Below are 16,786 nucleotides of genomic sequence, written 5' to 3' on the forward strand. Positions count from 1 at the left end.
CACGCACCTCGTGAAGGCTAAGCCACGCAGGATAGGGACAACAGTGGCCAGCGATGCGTTTCTAACTCAGATCGTTGCTGCCGACTACTCAGACGATGTGGTCGAGGATGTGGTCGAGTCGTTGCGGTCCGGGTCCTTGCGGGCGTCCGGATCGGGGAACTCGGCCGGCAGGCGGCGGATCCGCGCGGTCATGTTGCGGATCAGGAACACCGTCGCGATGCCCAGGAGCACGATGATGAGCAGCCCCATGGGGCCGGCCAGGCCCCCGGAGCGGGTGTCGCCGAAGTTGTTCTCGGCCAGGACGGCCAACGCGCTCATACCCTCACCTTACGCCGGCGAAGAGGTCGTCCTCGGGCGTGGTGGTCTCCACGAAGCTCTTGACGAGCTCGTAGTCCTCCGTGGGCCAGATCTTCTGCTGGATCGGCATCGGCACCGCGAACCAGAAGCCGTCCGGGTCGACCTGGGTGGCGTGGGCGCGCAGGGCGTCGTCGCGGACCTCGAAGAACTCGCCGCAGGGGACCTTGGTGGTCACGCGCTGGTCGGGGTCGGGCCAGTCCTGGCCGTCGCGGCGCTCCTGCCACTCCTTGAGCCACTCGGTGTAGGGCGACTCGCCCGTCGCCTCCAGCATGGCCTCGTGCAGCAGCGTCATGCGCTTCCGCGACCAGCCCATGTTGTAGTACAGCTTCAGGGGCTGCCACGGCTCGCCCGCGTCCGGGTAGCGCGACGGGTCGGCGGCGGCCTCGAAGGCGACCATGCTGACCTTGTGCGTCATCACGTGGTCCGGGTGCGGGTAGCCACCGCGCTCGTCGTAGGTGGTGATGACGTGCGGCTTGAACGTCCGGATGAGCTTGACGAGGGGCTCCGCGGCGACCTCGGGGTCCATGAGGCCGAAGCAGCCCTCGGGCAGCGGCGGCAACGGGTCGCCCTCGGGGAAGCCCGAGTCGACGAAGCCGAGCCACTCCTGGCGGACGCCGAGGATCTCGCGGGCGCGGTCCATCTCGGCGCGGCGGATCTCGCCGATGTTCTCCCAGATCTCCGGGCGGTCGAGCTTCGGGTTGAGCACGCTGCCGCGCTCGCCTCCGGTGCAGGTCACGACGAGGACGTCGACCCCCTCGGCCGAGTATTTCGCCATGGCGGCCGCGCCCTTGCTCGACTCGTCGTCAGGGTGTGCGTGCACCGCCATCAAACGCAACTGCTCGGTCACGAGCTATCCCTCCAGAGAGACCCACCGCGAGGCGAGGAAACGTAACGACCCTATTGTGGTCAGTACCTCTGACAAAAAACGACGAGGACGCACTCCCGTGACCACTGCCAAAGAGACGCACGCCACAGTCAAGTACCCGCCGGGCCGCTACGGCCGCCGCCGGGAGCCGCAGCCGCGGCGTCGCTGGCTGGTGTTCGCGCTCGCCGCGGTGGTGGCCGCGGCCGGGCTCGCGATCGCGGGGCAGCTCTACCGGCAGTACGGTCCGCAGGACTTCGAGCCGCAGGTCCAGCGCTTCTACAACGTCACCGACGACGGCATCACCGTCGACTTCGTGGTGCGCAAGGAGCCCGACCTGCGCGCGACCTGCAGCGTCCGGGCACGTTCGGCCAGCGGCCAGGAGGTCGGGCTGGCCCAGGTGGACGTGTCCGAGGGGGCGGAGGCGTACGTCACATATCGGCTGGCCACGAGCGATCGGCCGGTCACCGTCGAGGTTCCCGCGTGCGGGCCGCTGAAAAGCCGGTGACGCCCGGGAAAATTCAAGTGGCCGCGGTGATGCGAGTCACTGGTACTTTGGTGGTTTGACCCGAGCGTGCTCGTAAGGAGATCTTCAGTGTCGACCACCGACGGCAACCAGGCCACCACCTGGCTGTCGCAGGACGCCTATGACCGGCTGCAGGCTGAGCTCGACGAGCTCATCGCCAACCGCCCGGCAGTAGCTGCCGAGATCAACGCACGCCGCGAAGAGGGCGACCTGCGCGAGAACGGCGGCTACCACGCCGCCCGCGAGGAGCAGGGCAAGGCCGAGGGTCGGATCTTGTACCTCAAGGAGTTCCTCCGCAAGGCGGTCGTCGGCGACGCGCCCACCTCGGACGCGGTCGCGCCCGGCACCGTCGTCACCATCCAGTTCGACGACGACGAGGACGACACCGAGAAGTTCCTCCTCGGCTCCCGCGAGATCGCCGCGACGACCGACCTGACCGTCTACAGCCCGGAGTCCGCGCTGGGCAAGGCGATCCTGGGCACCAAGCAGGGCGACATCGTCACCTACACGGCCCCCAACGGCGCCGCGATCACGGTGAAGGTCATCGCCTTCGAGCCCTTCGCGGGCTGAGCGGCCGCCGAAGCGCTGCGCAAGGGCGGGCTACACGCCGAACGTCACCGTGTAGCCCGCCGTGCGCAGGGCGGTGAGCAGGCGATCCGAGTGTTCCGATCCGCGCGTCTCGACGGACAGCGCGAGCTCGACCTCCCCCAGCTGCAGCCGCGAGTCCTGGCGGCGATGAGCCACGTCGACCACGTTGGCGCCCTGCTCGGCGATGTACGTCAGCAGCTTCGCCAGATGCCCGGGCCGGTCCCCGCAGCGCACGGTGAACGTGAGGTACCGCCCCGCGGCCGCGAGCCCGTGCTCGATCACCCGCAGCATGAGCATCGGGTCGATGTTGCCGCCGGAGAGCACGGCCACCACCGGCGTCCGCACCGTCACGGCCCCGGCGAGCAGCGCGGCCACCCCGACGCTCCCGGCCGGCTCGACGACCATCTTCCCGCGCTCGAGCAGCATGAGCAGCGCCCGGGAGATGTCCTCCTCGGTGACCGTCACGACGTCGTCGACGAGCTTGGCCACGTGCTCGAAGGTGATGTCCCCGGGCCGGCCGACCGCGATGCCGTCGGCGATCGTCCCGAAGCTGTCCAGCCGCACCGGGCGCCCCTGGGCCAGCGAGGCCGGGAACGCGGCGGCGTCCGCGGCCTGCACGCCGATGACCCGCACGTCCGGGCGCAGCGCCTTGATCCCGACGGCGAGCCCGGAGATCAGCCCGCCGCCGCCGACCCCGGTGATGACGGTCTTGACCTCGGGCACCTGCTCGAGGATCTCGAGGGCGACGGTCCCCTGCCCGGCGATGACGTCGGGGTGGTCGAAGGGGTGGATGAACACGGCGCCGGTGCGCTCGGCGAACTCCTTCGCGGCGACCAGGGCCTCGTCGACCGTCGAGCCCGCGAACTCGACGGCCGCGCCGTAGCCCTTGGTCGCGGCGATCTTGGGCAGCGGGGCGCCGTGCGGCATGTAGACGGTGCTGCTGATGCCGAGCAGCCCCGCGGCCAGCGCGACGCCCTGCGCGTGGTTGCCGGCGCTGGCGGCCACCACCCCGCGCCGGCGCTCCTCGGCGCCGAGGCGGGCGAGGCGGACGTAGGCGCCGCGCACCTTGAACGAGCCCGCGCGCTGGAGGTTCTCGCACTTGAGCCACGCCGGGCCGCCGAGCTTGGCGGTGAGCGGCCGGCTCGGCTCCACCGGCGTCAGGCGGGTCACGCCGGCCAGCAGGTGCCGTGCCGCTTCGATCTCGGCCAGCGTCACAAGATCCGAGGAGACGGTCATGGCCCGATCGTCCCACCAACGGCTCCGCGCAGCCGGGCCACCCGCCCGTACTGCGCGCTGGTCACGTTGGCGATCAGCAGGAGCGCGGCCCCGGCGGCCAGGACGAACAGGGCGGCCGGAGGGAGGTGGAGGATCAGCTCCCGCCCGAACAGGTGCGCGGCCAGCGCGTCGTCCACCGGGTGCCCGGCCCGGGCCTGCTCGCGCACGGAGGCGATCTCCGCCGCGGTCTCACGCCCCGCCAGCCAGGCCACCCAGACCCACACCAGCGCCACGGACGCCGTGCCGTAGCAGCTCCACTGCAGGATCGTCACGCGGCGACGCAGCTCCGGCGCCCGCCCGACGCTGTCGACGACCCGGCGCGACGGGACCCCGAAGGCGGCCAGGTTGCCGCGGGCCCGGAGCAACCAGCCGGCCCAGGCCACGGCGGCCACCAGCAGGCACCCGACGAGCAGGGTCCGGGCGAACCATCGCAGGAACAGGGCGAGCGTCGCGGACTCGACGCCGGGGTGATGTACCGCATGCAGATCGGCCAGGGGCAGGAACGCGACGCCGAGGTTGACCAGCGCGGCGGCCGCGACGCCGAGCATCGCCGCCGCCGCCGGGCCCGAGATCGCCCGGATCATCGGCGCCGCGCGGCGACGCGGGGCCACCCGGGCGCGTGCCGGCGCCAGGGCGCGGCCTGCTCCAGCTGACCGGCCAGGGCGAGCAGCAGCGGCTCCGACCCGGGCGGCCCGACGAGCTGCACCGCGGCCGGCAGCCCGTCCGGGCGGACCCCGACCGGGAACACGAGCCCGGGGAAGCCGGCGAAGTTCCACGGCGCCGCGTAGGGCGCGTAGCGGGTGTTGACCAGCATGTTCGCGGCCCACGAGCGCGCCGACCAGCGCTCCGCGGACGGGGGCGCGGCGGCCAGCGCCGGGGTCACGAGCACGTCGAAGCCGCCGTCGCCGAACCAGTTGCGGCAGCGTTCACGCCAGGTCGCCCGGTCGGCGTCGCGGATCAGGCCCTGCTTGAGCGCCCGCTCGCCGAGGGCCACGTGGCGGCGGGTCCGCGGCTGCAGCGCGGCCGGGTCCAGCTCGGCGGCGTCGAGGCTCGCGGCGGCGAACCAGGTGGACAGCACCCGGGCGGCCAGCGCGGGCGGATACGACGGGTCGGCGCGCACGGCGTTGTGGCCATGGGCGAGCAGCAGCCGTACCGCGTCGCTGAGGCCCTTGCGCGACCCGGCGTCCGGCCACACCCCCGCGACCGGGCTGCGCAGCGACACGGCGACCCGCAGCCGCGCCGGCTCGGCGAGCGCGTGCGGGGTGCGGCCGGCCAGCACCGAGTAGCCCAGGTGCGCGTCGGCGACGGTGGTGGCCAGGATGCCGTTCTCGGCCAGCCCGTACCAGTCGTTGCTCCCGATCCCGGCCGGCACCGACCCCGAGCCGGGCTTGAGCCCGACGACGCCGCAGCAGGCGGCCGGGATGCGGATCGAGCCGAGCCCGTCGTTGCCGTGCGCGATCGGCACCAGCCCGGCCGCGACCGCCGCGGCCGAGCCGCCCGAGGAGCCGCCGGGCGTGCGGTCGGTCCGCCACGGGTTGCGCGTGACGGTGCCGGCGTCGTCGGTGGTGGCCCAGATGCCCAGCTCCGGCATCCGGGTCACGCCCACGACGACGGCCCCGGCCCCGCGCAGCCGCCGGACCACCTCGTGGTCGCGGTCGGCCACCGGGCAGCGCGCGGTGGCCGAGCCGTTCCACGTCGGCAGCCCCGTGACCGGGACGTTCTCCTTGACCGCGACCGGCACCCCGGCGAGGGTCAGGTTCGCGAGGTTCGGCTGGTCGTCGACGATCTCCGCCTCGGCGATCGCGGCGCCCCCGCGGACCTCGCGGAAGGCGCCGACGATCCGGTCGTAGGCGCGGATGGAGTCCAGGTGATCGGCGACGACGGCCGTGGCCGAGGTGTCGCCGCGGCGCACCGCACGGGCGATCTCCCTGGCCGTGGCCCCTACCCAGGTGGTTGCGCGGTCCAGCATCGATGACACCTTCCGTACCCGTCCGTGGTGCGGTCAAGTGTGTCAACGAGCGAGCGCGTACTCCAGATCGGCCAGAAGATCGTCGATCGTCTCGATTCCGACGGACAACCGGACGAGGTCCCCCGGCACCTCCAGCGGGCTACCGGCCGCGCTCGCGTGCGTCATGCGGCCCGGGTGCTCGATGAGCGACTCGACGCCGCCGAGCGACTCGCCGAGCACGAACAGGCGGGCGCGGTTGCAGATCTCGACCGCGTGCTCCTCGGACTGCGCGCGGAAGCTCACCATGCCGCCGAAGCGCCGCATCTGCTTGGCCGCCGTCTCGTGCCCGGGGTGGTCGGGCAGCCCGGGGTACAACACCTGGGAAACGGCCTTGTGGCGCGAGAGGAACTCGACGACCTTCTCGGCGTTGTCGCAGTGGCGGTCCATGCGCACGCCGAGGGTCTTGATGCCGCGCAGGGTCAGCCACGCGTCGAACGGGCCGTTGATCGCGCCCATCGCGTTCTGGTGGAACGCCAGCTCGCCCAGCAGCCGCTCGTCGGCGCCGATGAGCGCGCCGCCGACGACGTCGGAGTGCCCGCCGATGTACTTCGTCGTCGAGTGCACGACGAGGTCGGCGCCCAGGTGCAGGGGCTGCTGGAGATACGGCGAGGCGAACGTGTTGTCGACCACCAGCAGCGCCCCGCGGTCGTGCGCGACCTGGGCCAGCGCGGCGATGTCGGCGATGCCCAGCAGGGGGTTGGTCGGCGTCTCGACCCACACGATCCGCGTGCGGTCGGTCATCGCGGCGCGGATCGAGTCGACGCTGTGGATCGAGGCGGCGCTCCAGGTCAGGCCCCAGCGCTCGGCGACCTTGGAGAAGAGGCGGAACGTGCCGCCGTAGGCGTCGTCGGGGATGACCACGTGATCGCCGGGGCGGCAGACCGTGCGCAGCAGGGTGTCCTCGGCGGCGAGGCCGGAGGCGAAGGTGAGCGCGCGGCGGCCGCCCTCGAGCGCGGCGAGGCACTCCTGCAGGGCGTCGCGGGTCGGGTTGGTGGTGCGGCTGTATTCGTACCCGAGCCGCGGGCGGCCGACGGCGTCCTGGGCGTAGGTGCTGGTCTGGAAGATCGGCGGGACGACCGCTCCGGTAGCCGGGTCCGGGTCCTGCCCCGCATGGATGGCGAGGGTTTCGAAGCCGTGGGTCATGGGCCGACACTAGTCGCGGCTAGGCTGGCGTTCGTGTCGGACTGCCTGTTCTGCTCGATCGCGTCGGGCGCCTCGCCCGGCTACCTGGTGGCCTCGACGGACACCGCCGCCGCCTTCCTCGACATCCGGCCGGTGTTCAAGGGCCATGTGCTCGTGGTGCCCAAGGCGCACGTGGTCACGCTGACCGATCTCGACCCGTCGGACATCCCCTCGTACTTCACCTTCGTCCAGCGCATCGCGGCGGCCGTCGAGACCGGGTTGTCCGCGGGCGGCACCTTCGTCGCCATCAACAACCGTGTGTCACAGAGCGTGGCGCATCTGCACACGCATGTCGTACCGCGGACGAAGGGCGACGGCCTCAAGGGCTTCTTCTGGCCGCGGACGAAATACGCGAGCGACGAGGAGGCGTTCTCCTACGCGGAGAAGGTCTCCGCCGTAATGAGCTCATAAGGCATCGCGGCGCATTTCGCGGCAGACTTGAGCCCGAGAGCCTCAAGTTTTAAGGAGCGGATCGTGTTCCTGCGGTACAACAAGCAGCTTGACCTGCCGACCGCCGAGTCGGCCATCCCCGGGCGCGACACCGAGATGCCCGTCGCCGCGAAGCACACCGTCCTCGGCACCCCGCTGCGCGGCCCCTGGCCCGCCGGGCTCGAGGTGGCCTACTTCGGCATGGGCTGCTTCTGGGGCGCGGAGCGCATCTTCTGGCGGATTCCGGGGGTGTACTCCACCGCGGTCGGCTACCAGGGCGGGTTCACGGCGAACCCGACGTACGAGGAGACCTGCTCCGGCCGCACGGGGCACACCGAGGCCGTGCAGGTGGTCTACGACCCGGCCACGGTGTCGTACGAGACGCTGCTCAAGGCGTTCTGGGAGAACCACGACCCGACGCAGGGCATGCGCCAGGGCAACGACGTCGGCACGCAGTACCGCTCGGCGATCTACACCACCACGCCGGCCCAGGCGACCGTGGCCGAGGCCTCGCGCGCGGCTTTCGCGCCGGTCGTGCGCGACGCGGGCCACGGCGAGATCACGACGGAGATCGGGCCGGCGGGGCCGTTCTACTACGCGGAGGACTACCACCAGCAGTACCTCTCCGACGCCAAGAACCCGGGCGGGTACTGCAACCACGGCCCGAACGGCATGACCTGCCCCATCGGCGTCGCAACCGTTCCCGACGCCTCCTGAGACGGACCCCTTCTGCCTGGTTGTCAGTGCAATCGGACGGGCAACCAGGCCGAGGATCACCGCGGGGTCGCGTATTACACGATCAGCGGCACCGCCGCCGCGCTCGGCCCCGGCAGCGTGCCGTCCCGACCCGCGCGTGCACCGGCCCTCGTGTCGGCGCACGAGTTGACGACTTCGTCCCCGGCGTGCGGCGTGACCACGCACCAGATGGTTGCGCCGTCGCCGGGCAGCCTGCAGTTCTGGACGGGGCCGCCGAGCCGAGGCGGTGCCGCGGCATAGTGTGACGGTGAGGATTCCCAGGGCGGTCGCGGTGGTGACCGAAGGGCGCCGCGTGTTGGTGATCAAGCGTTTTCGCCGCCAGCAGTCATCCGCCGTCTGTGTCATGTGCTCGGAGAACGGCCGGCCCGGCCCCGGCTGCCAGGGCCATCACTACGCGGTATTGCCCGGAGGCCACATCGAGGCCGGCGAGAGCGCCGAGGCGGCGGCGGTGCGGGAGCTCGCCGAAGAGACCGGACTCCGGGCCGGCATCGACCGGCAGATCTGGACCAGCCAGGAGCGAGGCCGCACCGGCCTGTACTTTCTGATGGCGAACGTCACGGGCGTGCCGATGTTGTCCGGCCCCGAAGCCGTCGCGAACGGCCCGGACAACAGCTTCGAGCTGCTGTGGGCCGGACCCGACCAGTTCGAAGCACTCGATCTGCGGCCGGCGGACGTCCGCGTGGTGCTGACCGCCCTGCTTGCTACCTGACCGCAGCGCGGGAGGGACCCGAAGGCAGATCGCCGAGATCTCCGCCCCGGAGCTCGAGCGTCGCGCGGCGGGCCCGCTCCTCTCCCGGGTACTGCTCCCCGAACAGCCGCGGAACGACGGCCAGCCCGAAGCCGACCGCCAGCGGCAGGAGCACCAGAAGCACCGGCCCGTAGGCGATGATCCCGCGCCCGGCGTCGCGCTCGTGGGTCGGCGCGTGGCGCAGCCAGTGCCGCCCCCAGAACATGCCGGGGACGACGAGCGCCGCGTACAGATAGCTGACCACGTCCTCGCCGCGCGATGAGGCGTGCGCGGCCGCGCCGCTGAGCATCCACACCACGGCCGCCGCGCCGCCGAGGGTGCCCAGCACCGCCGCAGCCGCGGTCAGGACCCGGCGGCGACGGTACCGCGGGCCGCGCTCCAGCCAGGTGGTACCGATCCACCGCAGCACGACCGCCGGCCCGTCCGGCGTGTCCCGGACGTGCAAGACCCGCTCGACCGCCATTCGCCGGCTCCCGTTCCCCGCCACGACCGCCACGCCACCTCGACAAGGCGGCGACGCGCACTGTACCGGCCCGACGCCTGGCTTGCCCGAGCTCGCCCGGTGACGCCGACCGACCGCTACCGATTGCCGCCGAGCCGCGTCCCAGGTAGCTGATTTGGGGGTTTTTGTCACTACTTCGGTGGGATGATCAGGGCTTGAGGCCGCCCCGCGGAGGCTTCCGCGCGGGCGGCCGGCCATCGAAGCAGTGACACACGCGGGGGACTGAAGAGTATGGGCCACGCCGACGATCGTCGTGCCGAAGCGAAGAACCATCAGTCAGCGGACGAGAGGGTGCCCCGGTGGGCACGGCGGCGCCGGCCGCTCGTGCTCGGGGGCGTCGGGCTGGCGGCGGTGCTGGGAGTCGGGGGCTTCATGGCCCTGCAGACCAGCGCCGGGGCCGCCACCGACCCGGTCGCGAGGGCGGCCGCGCAGAACGTGGCCTCGGACGATCCGTCCGCGGCCGCCAGTGACGGCACCGGCCCGTCGACCGCCCCGGCCCCGTCGGCCGGCGCGGCCACGAGCGCGCCGGGCGCCGCGGTCATGGACACCACGGCGACGCCGAGCCCGATGACCAGCGAGCAGCGCATCGGCGCGGCGCGCTCGGCCGCGGCCATGGCGAGCAACAACGTGCGACAGCCGCTCCCGCCGGCGCCGGGCGGGGCCTCGGCCTCGGCGTCGGTGAGCGAGACGACGAGCCCGGACCGGACCACGCTGCGCATCGTGAGCGCGCGCGCCGACCTGACCGGGCAGCGCGAACTGGCCTGGGTCGCCGACGACGGCCACGCGGTGGGCGACGCGCACTGCTCGCAGAACTTCCGGCTCAGCGCGAACCAGCCGGTCTCGCACAAGCCGAACATGCTGATCTGCTGGCGGGTGAGCACCGCGAAGAGCGTCTTCACGGTGCTCATCGACCAGAGCGGCCACCCGTCGGAGGCCGACAGCGTGGCCGCGATCGACAAGACCTGGCTCGAACTCGGCTGAACGAACACGGCAAGCGGCCCGGGAGCTCAGCTCCCGGGCCGCTTTCGTATCAGCGGGCCGTCCTAGTAGGGCGACACCGTGAACGTGGCACCGCTGGTGATCAGCGAGGCGTCGTAGTCCGGCGCCGAGGCCGCGTTCGCGCCACCGGTCTGGACGTCGAGCCGGCCGTCGGTGACGACGGTGAGCGTGTACGTGCCCTGCTTGACCGGTGTGGCGGCGGCCGGCGCGCCCGTCACGCCGATGCTGCCGGTCAGCACGAGGGTGCAGATCAGCTCGGTGTCGCTCACGACCAGCACGTTGACGCACTCGGCGACCTCGGGGTTGGCCTTGTTGGTGTTGACCGTGGTGTCCGGCGTCGGGTCGTACGCGCCGGAGACCAGGTACACGTGGGCGTTGGTGTCGTTCGGCGTCGTACCGTCGGACGTGGTGAAGTTCGGCGCCAGGAAGCCGACGCCCTGGACGTCGACGTCGACGGTGCTGGACGGCGCCGCCGTGTTCGGCGAGATCACCACACCGTTGGTGTAGTCGTACGCCGCCGTCTGGGTCACGATGCCGCCGGCCGAGTTGATGATCAGCGACACGCCCGTCTGCGCGGCGTGGGCCGGCGCGGTCGCGGTGAAGCTGGTGCCGCCCGACGCCACGACGATGTTGGTCAGCGCCGTGCCGCCCAGCGTGCCGGTCATGCCGGTGGACGGGAAGTTGGTGCCCGTGACGGTGATGGTGGTGCCGCCCAGCGCGGGGCCGGTCGCCGGCGACACGCCGGTGATGGTGGGCTTGCCGGCGATGGTGTACGCCGCGTTGCCGATCAGCGGGCTGCCGGTCACGCCCGTCGCGGCCACGGTGGTGCCCGAGTAGACGCACAGGTTGTACTTCGCGGTCGACTGCAGGATCGTGGGCGTGCCACCGCCCGTGTTGGCCAGCGCGAGGCCGGCGGGCACGGTGACCGAGATCTTGTTGGTGTTCGTCCCGCCAAGCTTCTTCACGTTGGCGGGCGGCACGGCGATGACACCGGCGGTCTGCACGTAGGCCGCGGTGCCGGTCGGGGCCGTGGTCGGCGCGATCGCCGCCGGCGCCAGGTAGGTCGCCGAGCAACTGGCGGCCGCGCCCGTGCCGACGTACTGGAACTCCACCGCCGGCGTGGTCGCCGTGGTGAAGATGTTGGTCGTCGCCGTGGCGGTGATGGTGTTACCGCCGCCGCTCGGGCCGCTCGCCGCACTCAGGGTCAGCGGGACCGTGGCCGCGAACGCGGTGCCCATCGTGCCGACGATCATTGCGGTGACGGTGCCGCCGACTACGGCAGCGCGCGTCCGCCAGGTGCGAAGACGCGTCTTCGGGTGGTTCATGTGTGGTCTCCTCCGGTGGTCGCCACAGCAAAGCTGACTTGAGGGCTTACCTCACGCAAAGTAGCAGCGAAATAGCTGAGAGTTACTCAAATCAGCCAAGAAGAGCCCCGGCCGCAGCCGGGGCTCTCGGGGTACCACATGGAGGGTTTTGGCAGGCGAGGGCACATTTTCGCGATATATGCGGGGGAACCACGAGAAGTGCCCTCGCCTGCCGGGTAGACCCGCCCGATCCCTGGGGAGGACGCCTGGCCGGAGGCGTTCGGAGCCGACGGAGGCATGTCGGCAACCGCGTCCGGGCGGGTCTTTGTGTCGCGGGACTGCGTTGCACTGGCGGGGCGCGCCGAAGTCTCCGCTGGTATCAACGATCGTGTTACAGGAAGGTTCCCCGGTTTCCGCCGGCTCGATGCCAGCCGCCGCGCGAGCGCGGCTTGCCGAGGTCGATCCGCCAGTCGGGCATGGTCCGCAGGCTGTAGAGGTCGTGACGCGCCGTCCAGGCCTCGTTCCAGGGGCGGCGCGAGGCCTCGGCGGCGTTCTCCGCGAGCCGGCGCGGCGCACAGGGCCATTCCCGGCCGCACCAGAGGCACAGCCCCTCCCCGTCGGACTCGCTGTGCCGACTCAGGATCTGCGTGGCGTCCCGCCACAGGAGTCGATCGACGACGTCTGTTGGCTCGGACTGGTCAACACTGACCAACTTCCCTACCCCCAGTCTCATGAGGCTTCCTGAGCACCTCCGGACGAAACGTTAAACAGTCCGGCCCCGCGGTGGGGCGGACAAGCAGTGCGACATTCTCCCGACCACACGAAAGGGGACGGCGTGGCGCCTGGGATGATGACGGCCATGCGGACCCCCCTCTTGCAGCGCATTCGTGCCGCGGTGATCGGCGATGACCAGGTCATGCGGGGGCCTTTCGGCGCGCGCCGGGTGACCTATGCGGACTACACCGCCTCGGGCCGGGCGCTGGACTTCATCGAGCGCTTCGTCCGGGACGAGGTCCTGCCGCGGTACGCCAACACGCACACGGAATCGTCCGGCACCGGCCTGCAGACGACCCGCCTGCGGGAGGACGCGCGCCAGATCATCAACGAGGCCGTGGGCGGCGACGCCGACACCGTCGTGATCTTCACCGGTTCCGGCTCCACCGCCGCGATCGACAAGATGGTGCACATCCTCGGCCTGCGGGTGCCGGCCGCGCTGGAGGACCGCTACGAGCTCTCGGCGCGCATCCCGGCCGCCGATCGCCCGGTCGTGTTCATCGGCCCCTTCGAGCATCACTCCAACGAGTTGCCGTGGCGGGAGTCCATCGCGGAGGTGGTCGTCATCCCCGAGGATCACAACGGCCACATCGACCTGGACCGGCTGCGCGCGGAACTCGTGCGGCACGCCGATCGGCCGCTGAAGATCGGATCGTTCTCGGCGGCCTCCAACGTGACCGGGATCGTCAGCGACACGCACGCGATCTCGGCGCTGCTGCACGAGCACGGGGCGCTGTCGTTCTGGGACTTCGCGGCCGCCGCGCCCTACATCGACATCGAGATGTACGACAAGGACGCCGTCTTCATCTCGCCCCACAAGTTCGTCGGCGGCCCCGGCACCCCGGGCGTGCTGGTCGTGCGCCGAGCGCTGCTGACCAACCGGGTCCCCACCGTGCCCGGCGGCGGAACCGTGGACTACGTGAACCCGACCGACCACCACTACATCGCCGACCCCGCCCACCGCGAGGAGGGCGGCACCCCGGCGATCGTCGAGTCGATCCGCGCGGGCCTGGTGTTCCAGCTCAAGCGGGCGGTCGGCACGGACACGATCCGCGCCCTGGAGGAGGGGTTCCTGCGCGAGGCGATCGCGTCGTGGCAGACCAACCCCAACATCGAGATCCTGGGCAACCTGGACGCGCCCCGGCTGTCGATCGTGTCCTTCGTGATCAAGAAGCCCGGGGGGCGGTACCTCCACCACAACTTCGTCGTCTCGCTGCTGAACGACCTGTTCGGGATCCAGTCGCGGGGCGGCTGCTCGTGCGCGGGCCCCTACGGCCACCGGCTGCTGGGCATCGACATCGAGCGCTCGCACCGCTTCGAGCAGGAGATCATCGCCGGCTGCGAGGGCATCAAGCCGGGCTGGGTGCGGGTCAGCTTCAACTACTTCATCTCCGAGACGGTCTTCCGGTACATCGTCGAGGCCGTGCACCTCGTGGCGACGCACGGGTGGGCGTTGCTGCCGCAGTACCGCTTCGACCCGCGGACGGGCCTGTGGAAGCACCGCGACGGCGTGGTCGAGCCCCCGCTGCGGCTGTCGGAGCTGTCCTACTCGGACTCCGGCGAGCTGACCTGGCCCTCGCACCACGAGCGGGCGCCCGAGTCCGACCTGGCCGGCTATCTGCGCTACGCGCGGGAGCTGTTCGAGTCGCTGCCCGCCGAGGCGGAGCCGGACGGGGTCGTGTCGGCCAACTTCGAGGCGCTGCGGTGGTTCGACCTGCCGGCGGTATCGCTGTTGGCGTAACGGCGGGCGGCATCGAGGGGGCGTCGGCGGTGTTCCTCCGTGCATGGACCCCGAAATCGATGCGCTCGACGCGTACAGCCGGGTCGTCTCCACCGTGGCGGCCACCCTGCTGCCGAGCGTCGCCAGCCTGACCGTGCGCAGCCGCCGCGGCGAGGGCGCCGGCTCGGCCGTCGTCTACACCCCGGACGGCTTCACCCTGACCTCGGCGCACGTCGTCGCCGGCGCCGACGGGGGCGTCGCCGAGTTCACCAACGGCACCCAGACCCGCTTCGACGTGGTCGGCGCCGACCCGCTCGCGGACCTGGCGGTGCTGCGCATCCGCGAGGCCGGGGTGCCGCCGGCGACCCTGGGCAACGCCGACGACCTGCGCATCGGCCAGCTCGTCGTGGCGGTGGGCAACCCGCTGGGCCTGGCCGGCTCGGTCACCGCCGGCGTGGTCTCGGCGCTCGGGCGCTCGCTGCCGGTGCGCGACGGGCGGCACGCCCGCCTCATCGACGACGTCATCCAGACCGACGCGGCCCTGAACCCGGGCAACTCGGGCGGCGCCCTGGCCGACTCGGCGTCGCGGGTCGTCGGGATCAACACGGCCGTGGCCGGGATCGGGCTCGGCCTGGCGGTGCCGATCAACGGCACGACCCGCCTGATCATGTCCGAGCTGATGGCGACCGGCCGCGTCCGGCGCGCCTGGCTGGGCGTGGCGGGCGCCACGGTGCCGCTGCCGCCGCCCCTCGCGCAGCGCCTGGGGCAGTCCAAGGGCCTGCGGCTGGCCGAGGTGGTGCCGGGGAGCCCGGCCGGGCTGGCCGGGCTCTACGTGGGCGACGTGGTGCTCAGCGCCGGCGGGAAGCCCATCACCGGCGTGCAGGACGTGCTGCGGCTCATGCTCGGCCCCGCGATCGGCACGCGACTGCCGATCACGGTGCTGCGCAAGGACGCCCTGGTCGACGTGGTCGCCGTCCCGGCCCCACTGGAGTGAGCGCCCCGGGTGCGCTCGGTGGAGGCCGGCTACGGCGACCGACGTGTGGGCGGAGCGGAGCTCCCCCGCGAAGTCAGCTCAGCTGAGGCGCTCCAGCACCATCGCCATGCCCTGGCCGCCGCCGACGCACATCGTCTCGAGGCCGATGGACTTGTCGTGCCAGTTCAGCGAGTTGATGAGCGTCCCGGTGATGCGCGCGCCCGTCATGCCGAAGGGGTGCCCGACCGCGATCGCGCCGCCGTTCACGTTGAGCTTCTCCAGCGGGATGCCCAGCTGCCGGTACGACGGGATGACCTGCGCCGCGAAGGCCTCGTTGATCTCGACCAGGTCGACGTCGTCGATGGTCATCCCAGCCCGCCGCAGCGCGCTGCGCGAGGCCTCGACCGGGCCGATGCCCATGATCTCCGGCGACATCGCGGTCACGCCGGTGGAGACGATCCGGGCCAGCGGCGTGATCCCGAGCTCGCGGGCCTTGGTGTCGCTCATGATGACCACCGCGGCCGCGCCGTCGTTGAGCGGGCAGCAGTTGCCGGCGGTCACGCGGCCGTCGGGCCGGAACACCGGCTTGAGCCCGGCGACGCCCTCGAGCGTGACGCCCGCCCGCGGCCCGTCGTCGGCGGAGACGACCTCGCCGGTCGGGGTGGTGACGGGGGTGATCTCGCGGGCCCAGAAGCCGTTCTTGATGGCCTCCTCGGCGAGGTTCTGCGACCGGACGCCGAACTCGTCCATGTCCTGCCGGGTCACGCCCTCGACCTCGGCCAGGTTCTCGGCGGTCTGCCCCATGGCGATGTAGATGTCGGGCAGCTCGCCATCCTCGCGCGGGTCGTGCCACGTGTCGGCGCCGCCCTCGGAGCGCTTGGTCGTGCGCGCGTAGGCGTCCGCGAACGCCGGGTTCTGCCACGGCCCGCCGACGGCCGCCTGCGCGTCGGGCGGGAGGGCGTCGGAGTTGCCGCGCGCGTACCGCGACACGCACTCCACCCCGGCCGAGATGAACACGTCGCCCTCGCCGGCCTTGATCGCGTGGAAGGCCATGCGGGTGGTCTGCAGCGACGATGCGCAGTACCGCGTGGTCGTGGCGCCGGGCAGGTGGTCGAACCCGAGCAGCGTGCTCACCACGCGGGCCATGTTGAAGCCCTGTTCGCCGCCGGGAAGGCCGCAGCCCAGGTAGAGGTCCTCGATCGCGCGCGGATCGAGCTGCGGCACCTTGTCGAGGGCGGCACGGACGATGGTGGCGGCAAGATCGTCGGGGCGGAGGTCGCGCAGCGATCCCTTGACGGCACGGCCGATCGGGGACCGGGCGGTGGCAACGATGACAGCTTCCGGCATACCTCGGATGCTACTTCGAGGTAACCCCGGCCCATCCGCCTTCGCCCCGCCAAAATTGTCACAGGGCGTGCGCAATTCAGGGCGCCATGACTCGGGTCCGCGGTGGTGCGGACCGTCGCTCCCGCCAGACACCACTGGGCGCTGGCGCGCCGACGCTGCCAGGCCCGCGGCCGGTCGCCCTTCGCTTCCCCGCCCGACGCGGAGGCTCGCGGCCGGTCACCGTACGCCCGCCGGTCCGGCGCCGCCCGGCGCCCGGCCGGTCGCCGCGCCCCACCCCGCCGGGCTCGGTGGGGACCCGGTTGGTCAGCAGCGCCCGGCGCACGACCAGCCGGAAGTCCTCACGCCGGATCGCCCGACGATCCTGGCGGCCGGCGCACGGCCGGTCACCCTACGCCCGCCGGCAAGCCCTCGCGGCCGGTCATCCGGCAGTCGCCGG

At 72.0% G+C, this 16,786-nt stretch carries 18 protein-coding genes; 8 read left to right on the forward strand and 10 right to left on the reverse strand.

Annotation, left to right across the window (positions count from 1 at the left end):
• Nucleotides 1-84 precede the first annotated feature (84 nt).
• Both ACQP1P_RS43400 and mca read right to left on the reverse strand, forming a co-directional pair.
• A complete protein-coding gene (locus ACQP1P_RS43400) occupies nucleotides 85-318 on the reverse strand; it encodes a hypothetical protein (RefSeq protein ID WP_433080542.1) in 234 nt (77 codons plus the stop codon).
• A gap of 4 nt (nucleotides 319-322) precedes the next feature.
• Nucleotides 323-1,204 (reverse strand): mycothiol conjugate amidase Mca, encoded by an 882-nt coding sequence (gene mca / locus ACQP1P_RS43405; protein WP_433080544.1) that lies wholly within the window; start codon nucleotides 1,202-1,204, stop codon nucleotides 323-325.
• 97 nt (nucleotides 1,205-1,301) lie between these two features.
• Between mca and ACQP1P_RS43410 the strand changes: the two genes are divergently transcribed.
• Together ACQP1P_RS43410 and greA are read left to right on the forward strand one after the other, a co-directional pair.
• Nucleotides 1,302-1,727 (forward strand): DUF4307 domain-containing protein, encoded by a 426-nt coding sequence (locus ACQP1P_RS43410; RefSeq protein WP_433080546.1) that lies wholly within the window; start codon nucleotides 1,302-1,304, stop codon nucleotides 1,725-1,727.
• Between the two features lie 87 nt (nucleotides 1,728-1,814).
• The gene (gene greA / locus ACQP1P_RS43415; RefSeq protein ID WP_350612024.1) at nucleotides 1,815-2,315 is read left to right on the forward strand and encodes a transcription elongation factor GreA; all 501 of its coding nucleotides are present in this window, start codon (nucleotides 1,815-1,817) and stop codon (nucleotides 2,313-2,315) included.
• Between the two features lie 30 nt (nucleotides 2,316-2,345).
• Here the strand turns inward: greA and ilvA are convergent, their stop codons facing one another.
• From ilvA to ACQP1P_RS43435, 4 genes are read right to left on the reverse strand one after another with little or no spacing between them, the layout of a single operon-like run.
• Complete coding sequence (ilvA, locus tag ACQP1P_RS43420) at nucleotides 2,346-3,569, reverse strand: threonine ammonia-lyase (protein WP_433080548.1); 1,224 nt, start codon at nucleotides 3,567-3,569, stop codon at nucleotides 2,346-2,348.
• The gene (locus ACQP1P_RS43425) at nucleotides 3,566-4,192 is read right to left on the reverse strand and encodes a hypothetical protein (protein WP_433080550.1); all 627 of its coding nucleotides are present in this window, start codon (nucleotides 4,190-4,192) and stop codon (nucleotides 3,566-3,568) included. Before ACQP1P_RS43425 ends, ilvA begins: the two co-directional genes overlap by 4 nt.
• Entirely contained in the window at nucleotides 4,189-5,577 is a 1,389-nt protein-coding gene (locus ACQP1P_RS43430) for an amidase (protein WP_433080552.1), read from the reverse strand. The genes ACQP1P_RS43425 and ACQP1P_RS43430 overlap by 4 nt, the downstream gene beginning before the upstream one ends.
• A 42-nt stretch (nucleotides 5,578-5,619) precedes the next feature.
• Entirely contained in the window at nucleotides 5,620-6,759 is a 1,140-nt protein-coding gene (locus ACQP1P_RS43435) for a cystathionine gamma-synthase (protein WP_433080554.1), read from the reverse strand.
• A 33-nt stretch (nucleotides 6,760-6,792) separates the two neighbouring features.
• Between ACQP1P_RS43435 and ACQP1P_RS43440 the strand changes: the two genes are divergently transcribed.
• The 3 genes from ACQP1P_RS43440 to ACQP1P_RS43450 all read left to right on the forward strand — a co-directional run bounded on the left by ACQP1P_RS43440 (nucleotide 6,793) and on the right by ACQP1P_RS43450 (nucleotide 8,692).
• Nucleotides 6,793-7,209 (forward strand): HIT family protein, encoded by a 417-nt coding sequence (locus ACQP1P_RS43440; protein WP_433080556.1) that lies wholly within the window; start codon nucleotides 6,793-6,795, stop codon nucleotides 7,207-7,209.
• A gap of 63 nt (nucleotides 7,210-7,272) precedes the next feature.
• Nucleotides 7,273-7,944 (forward strand): peptide-methionine (S)-S-oxide reductase MsrA, encoded by a 672-nt coding sequence (gene msrA, locus ACQP1P_RS43445; RefSeq protein ID WP_433080558.1) that lies wholly within the window; start codon nucleotides 7,273-7,275, stop codon nucleotides 7,942-7,944.
• A 286-nt stretch (nucleotides 7,945-8,230) separates the two neighbouring features.
• Entirely contained in the window at nucleotides 8,231-8,692 is a 462-nt protein-coding gene (locus tag ACQP1P_RS43450; RefSeq protein WP_433080560.1) for an NUDIX domain-containing protein, read from the forward strand.
• On the opposite strand, the gene ACQP1P_RS43455 is transcribed toward ACQP1P_RS43450, so the two are convergent.
• Nucleotides 8,685-9,194: a hypothetical protein gene (locus tag ACQP1P_RS43455; RefSeq protein WP_433080562.1), complete on the reverse strand. Its 510-nt coding sequence runs from the start codon at nucleotides 9,192-9,194 to the stop codon at nucleotides 8,685-8,687. The two genes, ACQP1P_RS43450 and ACQP1P_RS43455, sit on opposite strands and share 8 nt — an antisense overlap.
• A 330-nt stretch (nucleotides 9,195-9,524) precedes the next feature.
• On the opposite strand from ACQP1P_RS43455, the gene ACQP1P_RS43460 reads away from it, so the two are divergent.
• Nucleotides 9,525-10,214 carry a hypothetical protein gene (locus ACQP1P_RS43460; protein WP_433080564.1) on the forward strand — a complete coding sequence of 230 codons (690 nt, stop codon included), beginning with the start codon at nucleotides 9,525-9,527 and terminating at the stop codon, nucleotides 10,212-10,214.
• A 62-nt stretch (nucleotides 10,215-10,276) separates the two neighbouring features.
• Here the strand turns inward: ACQP1P_RS43460 and ACQP1P_RS43465 are convergent, their stop codons facing one another.
• Nucleotides 10,277-11,485 carry an IPT/TIG domain-containing protein gene (locus ACQP1P_RS43465; protein ID WP_433080566.1) on the reverse strand — a complete coding sequence of 403 codons (1,209 nt, stop codon included), beginning with the start codon at nucleotides 11,483-11,485 and terminating at the stop codon, nucleotides 10,277-10,279.
• Nucleotides 11,486-11,927: 442 nt separating this feature from the next.
• The gene (locus ACQP1P_RS43470) at nucleotides 11,928-12,269 is read right to left on the reverse strand and encodes a hypothetical protein (protein ID WP_350612011.1); all 342 of its coding nucleotides are present in this window, start codon (nucleotides 12,267-12,269) and stop codon (nucleotides 11,928-11,930) included.
• Nucleotides 12,270-12,395: 126 nt separating this feature from the next.
• Between ACQP1P_RS43470 and ACQP1P_RS43475 the strand changes: the two genes are divergently transcribed.
• Both ACQP1P_RS43475 and ACQP1P_RS43480 read left to right on the forward strand, forming a co-directional pair.
• Nucleotides 12,396-14,051 carry an aminotransferase class V-fold PLP-dependent enzyme gene (locus tag ACQP1P_RS43475; protein WP_433080568.1) on the forward strand — a complete coding sequence of 552 codons (1,656 nt, stop codon included), beginning with the start codon at nucleotides 12,396-12,398 and terminating at the stop codon, nucleotides 14,049-14,051.
• A gap of 43 nt (nucleotides 14,052-14,094) precedes the next feature.
• Nucleotides 14,095-15,024, forward strand: a complete 930-nt coding sequence (locus ACQP1P_RS43480; RefSeq protein ID WP_433080570.1) for a S1C family serine protease — start codon at nucleotides 14,095-14,097, stop codon at nucleotides 15,022-15,024.
• A 78-nt stretch (nucleotides 15,025-15,102) separates the two neighbouring features.
• On the opposite strand, the gene ACQP1P_RS43485 is transcribed toward ACQP1P_RS43480, so the two are convergent.
• The gene (locus ACQP1P_RS43485; RefSeq protein ID WP_433080572.1) at nucleotides 15,103-16,350 is read right to left on the reverse strand and encodes an acetyl-CoA C-acetyltransferase; all 1,248 of its coding nucleotides are present in this window, start codon (nucleotides 16,348-16,350) and stop codon (nucleotides 15,103-15,105) included.
• Nucleotides 16,351-16,786 lie beyond the last annotated feature (436 nt).

This window comes from Dactylosporangium sp. CA-052675, from assembly GCF_050947935.1.
Taxonomy (GTDB): domain Bacteria; phylum Actinomycetota; class Actinomycetes; order Mycobacteriales; family Micromonosporaceae; genus Dactylosporangium.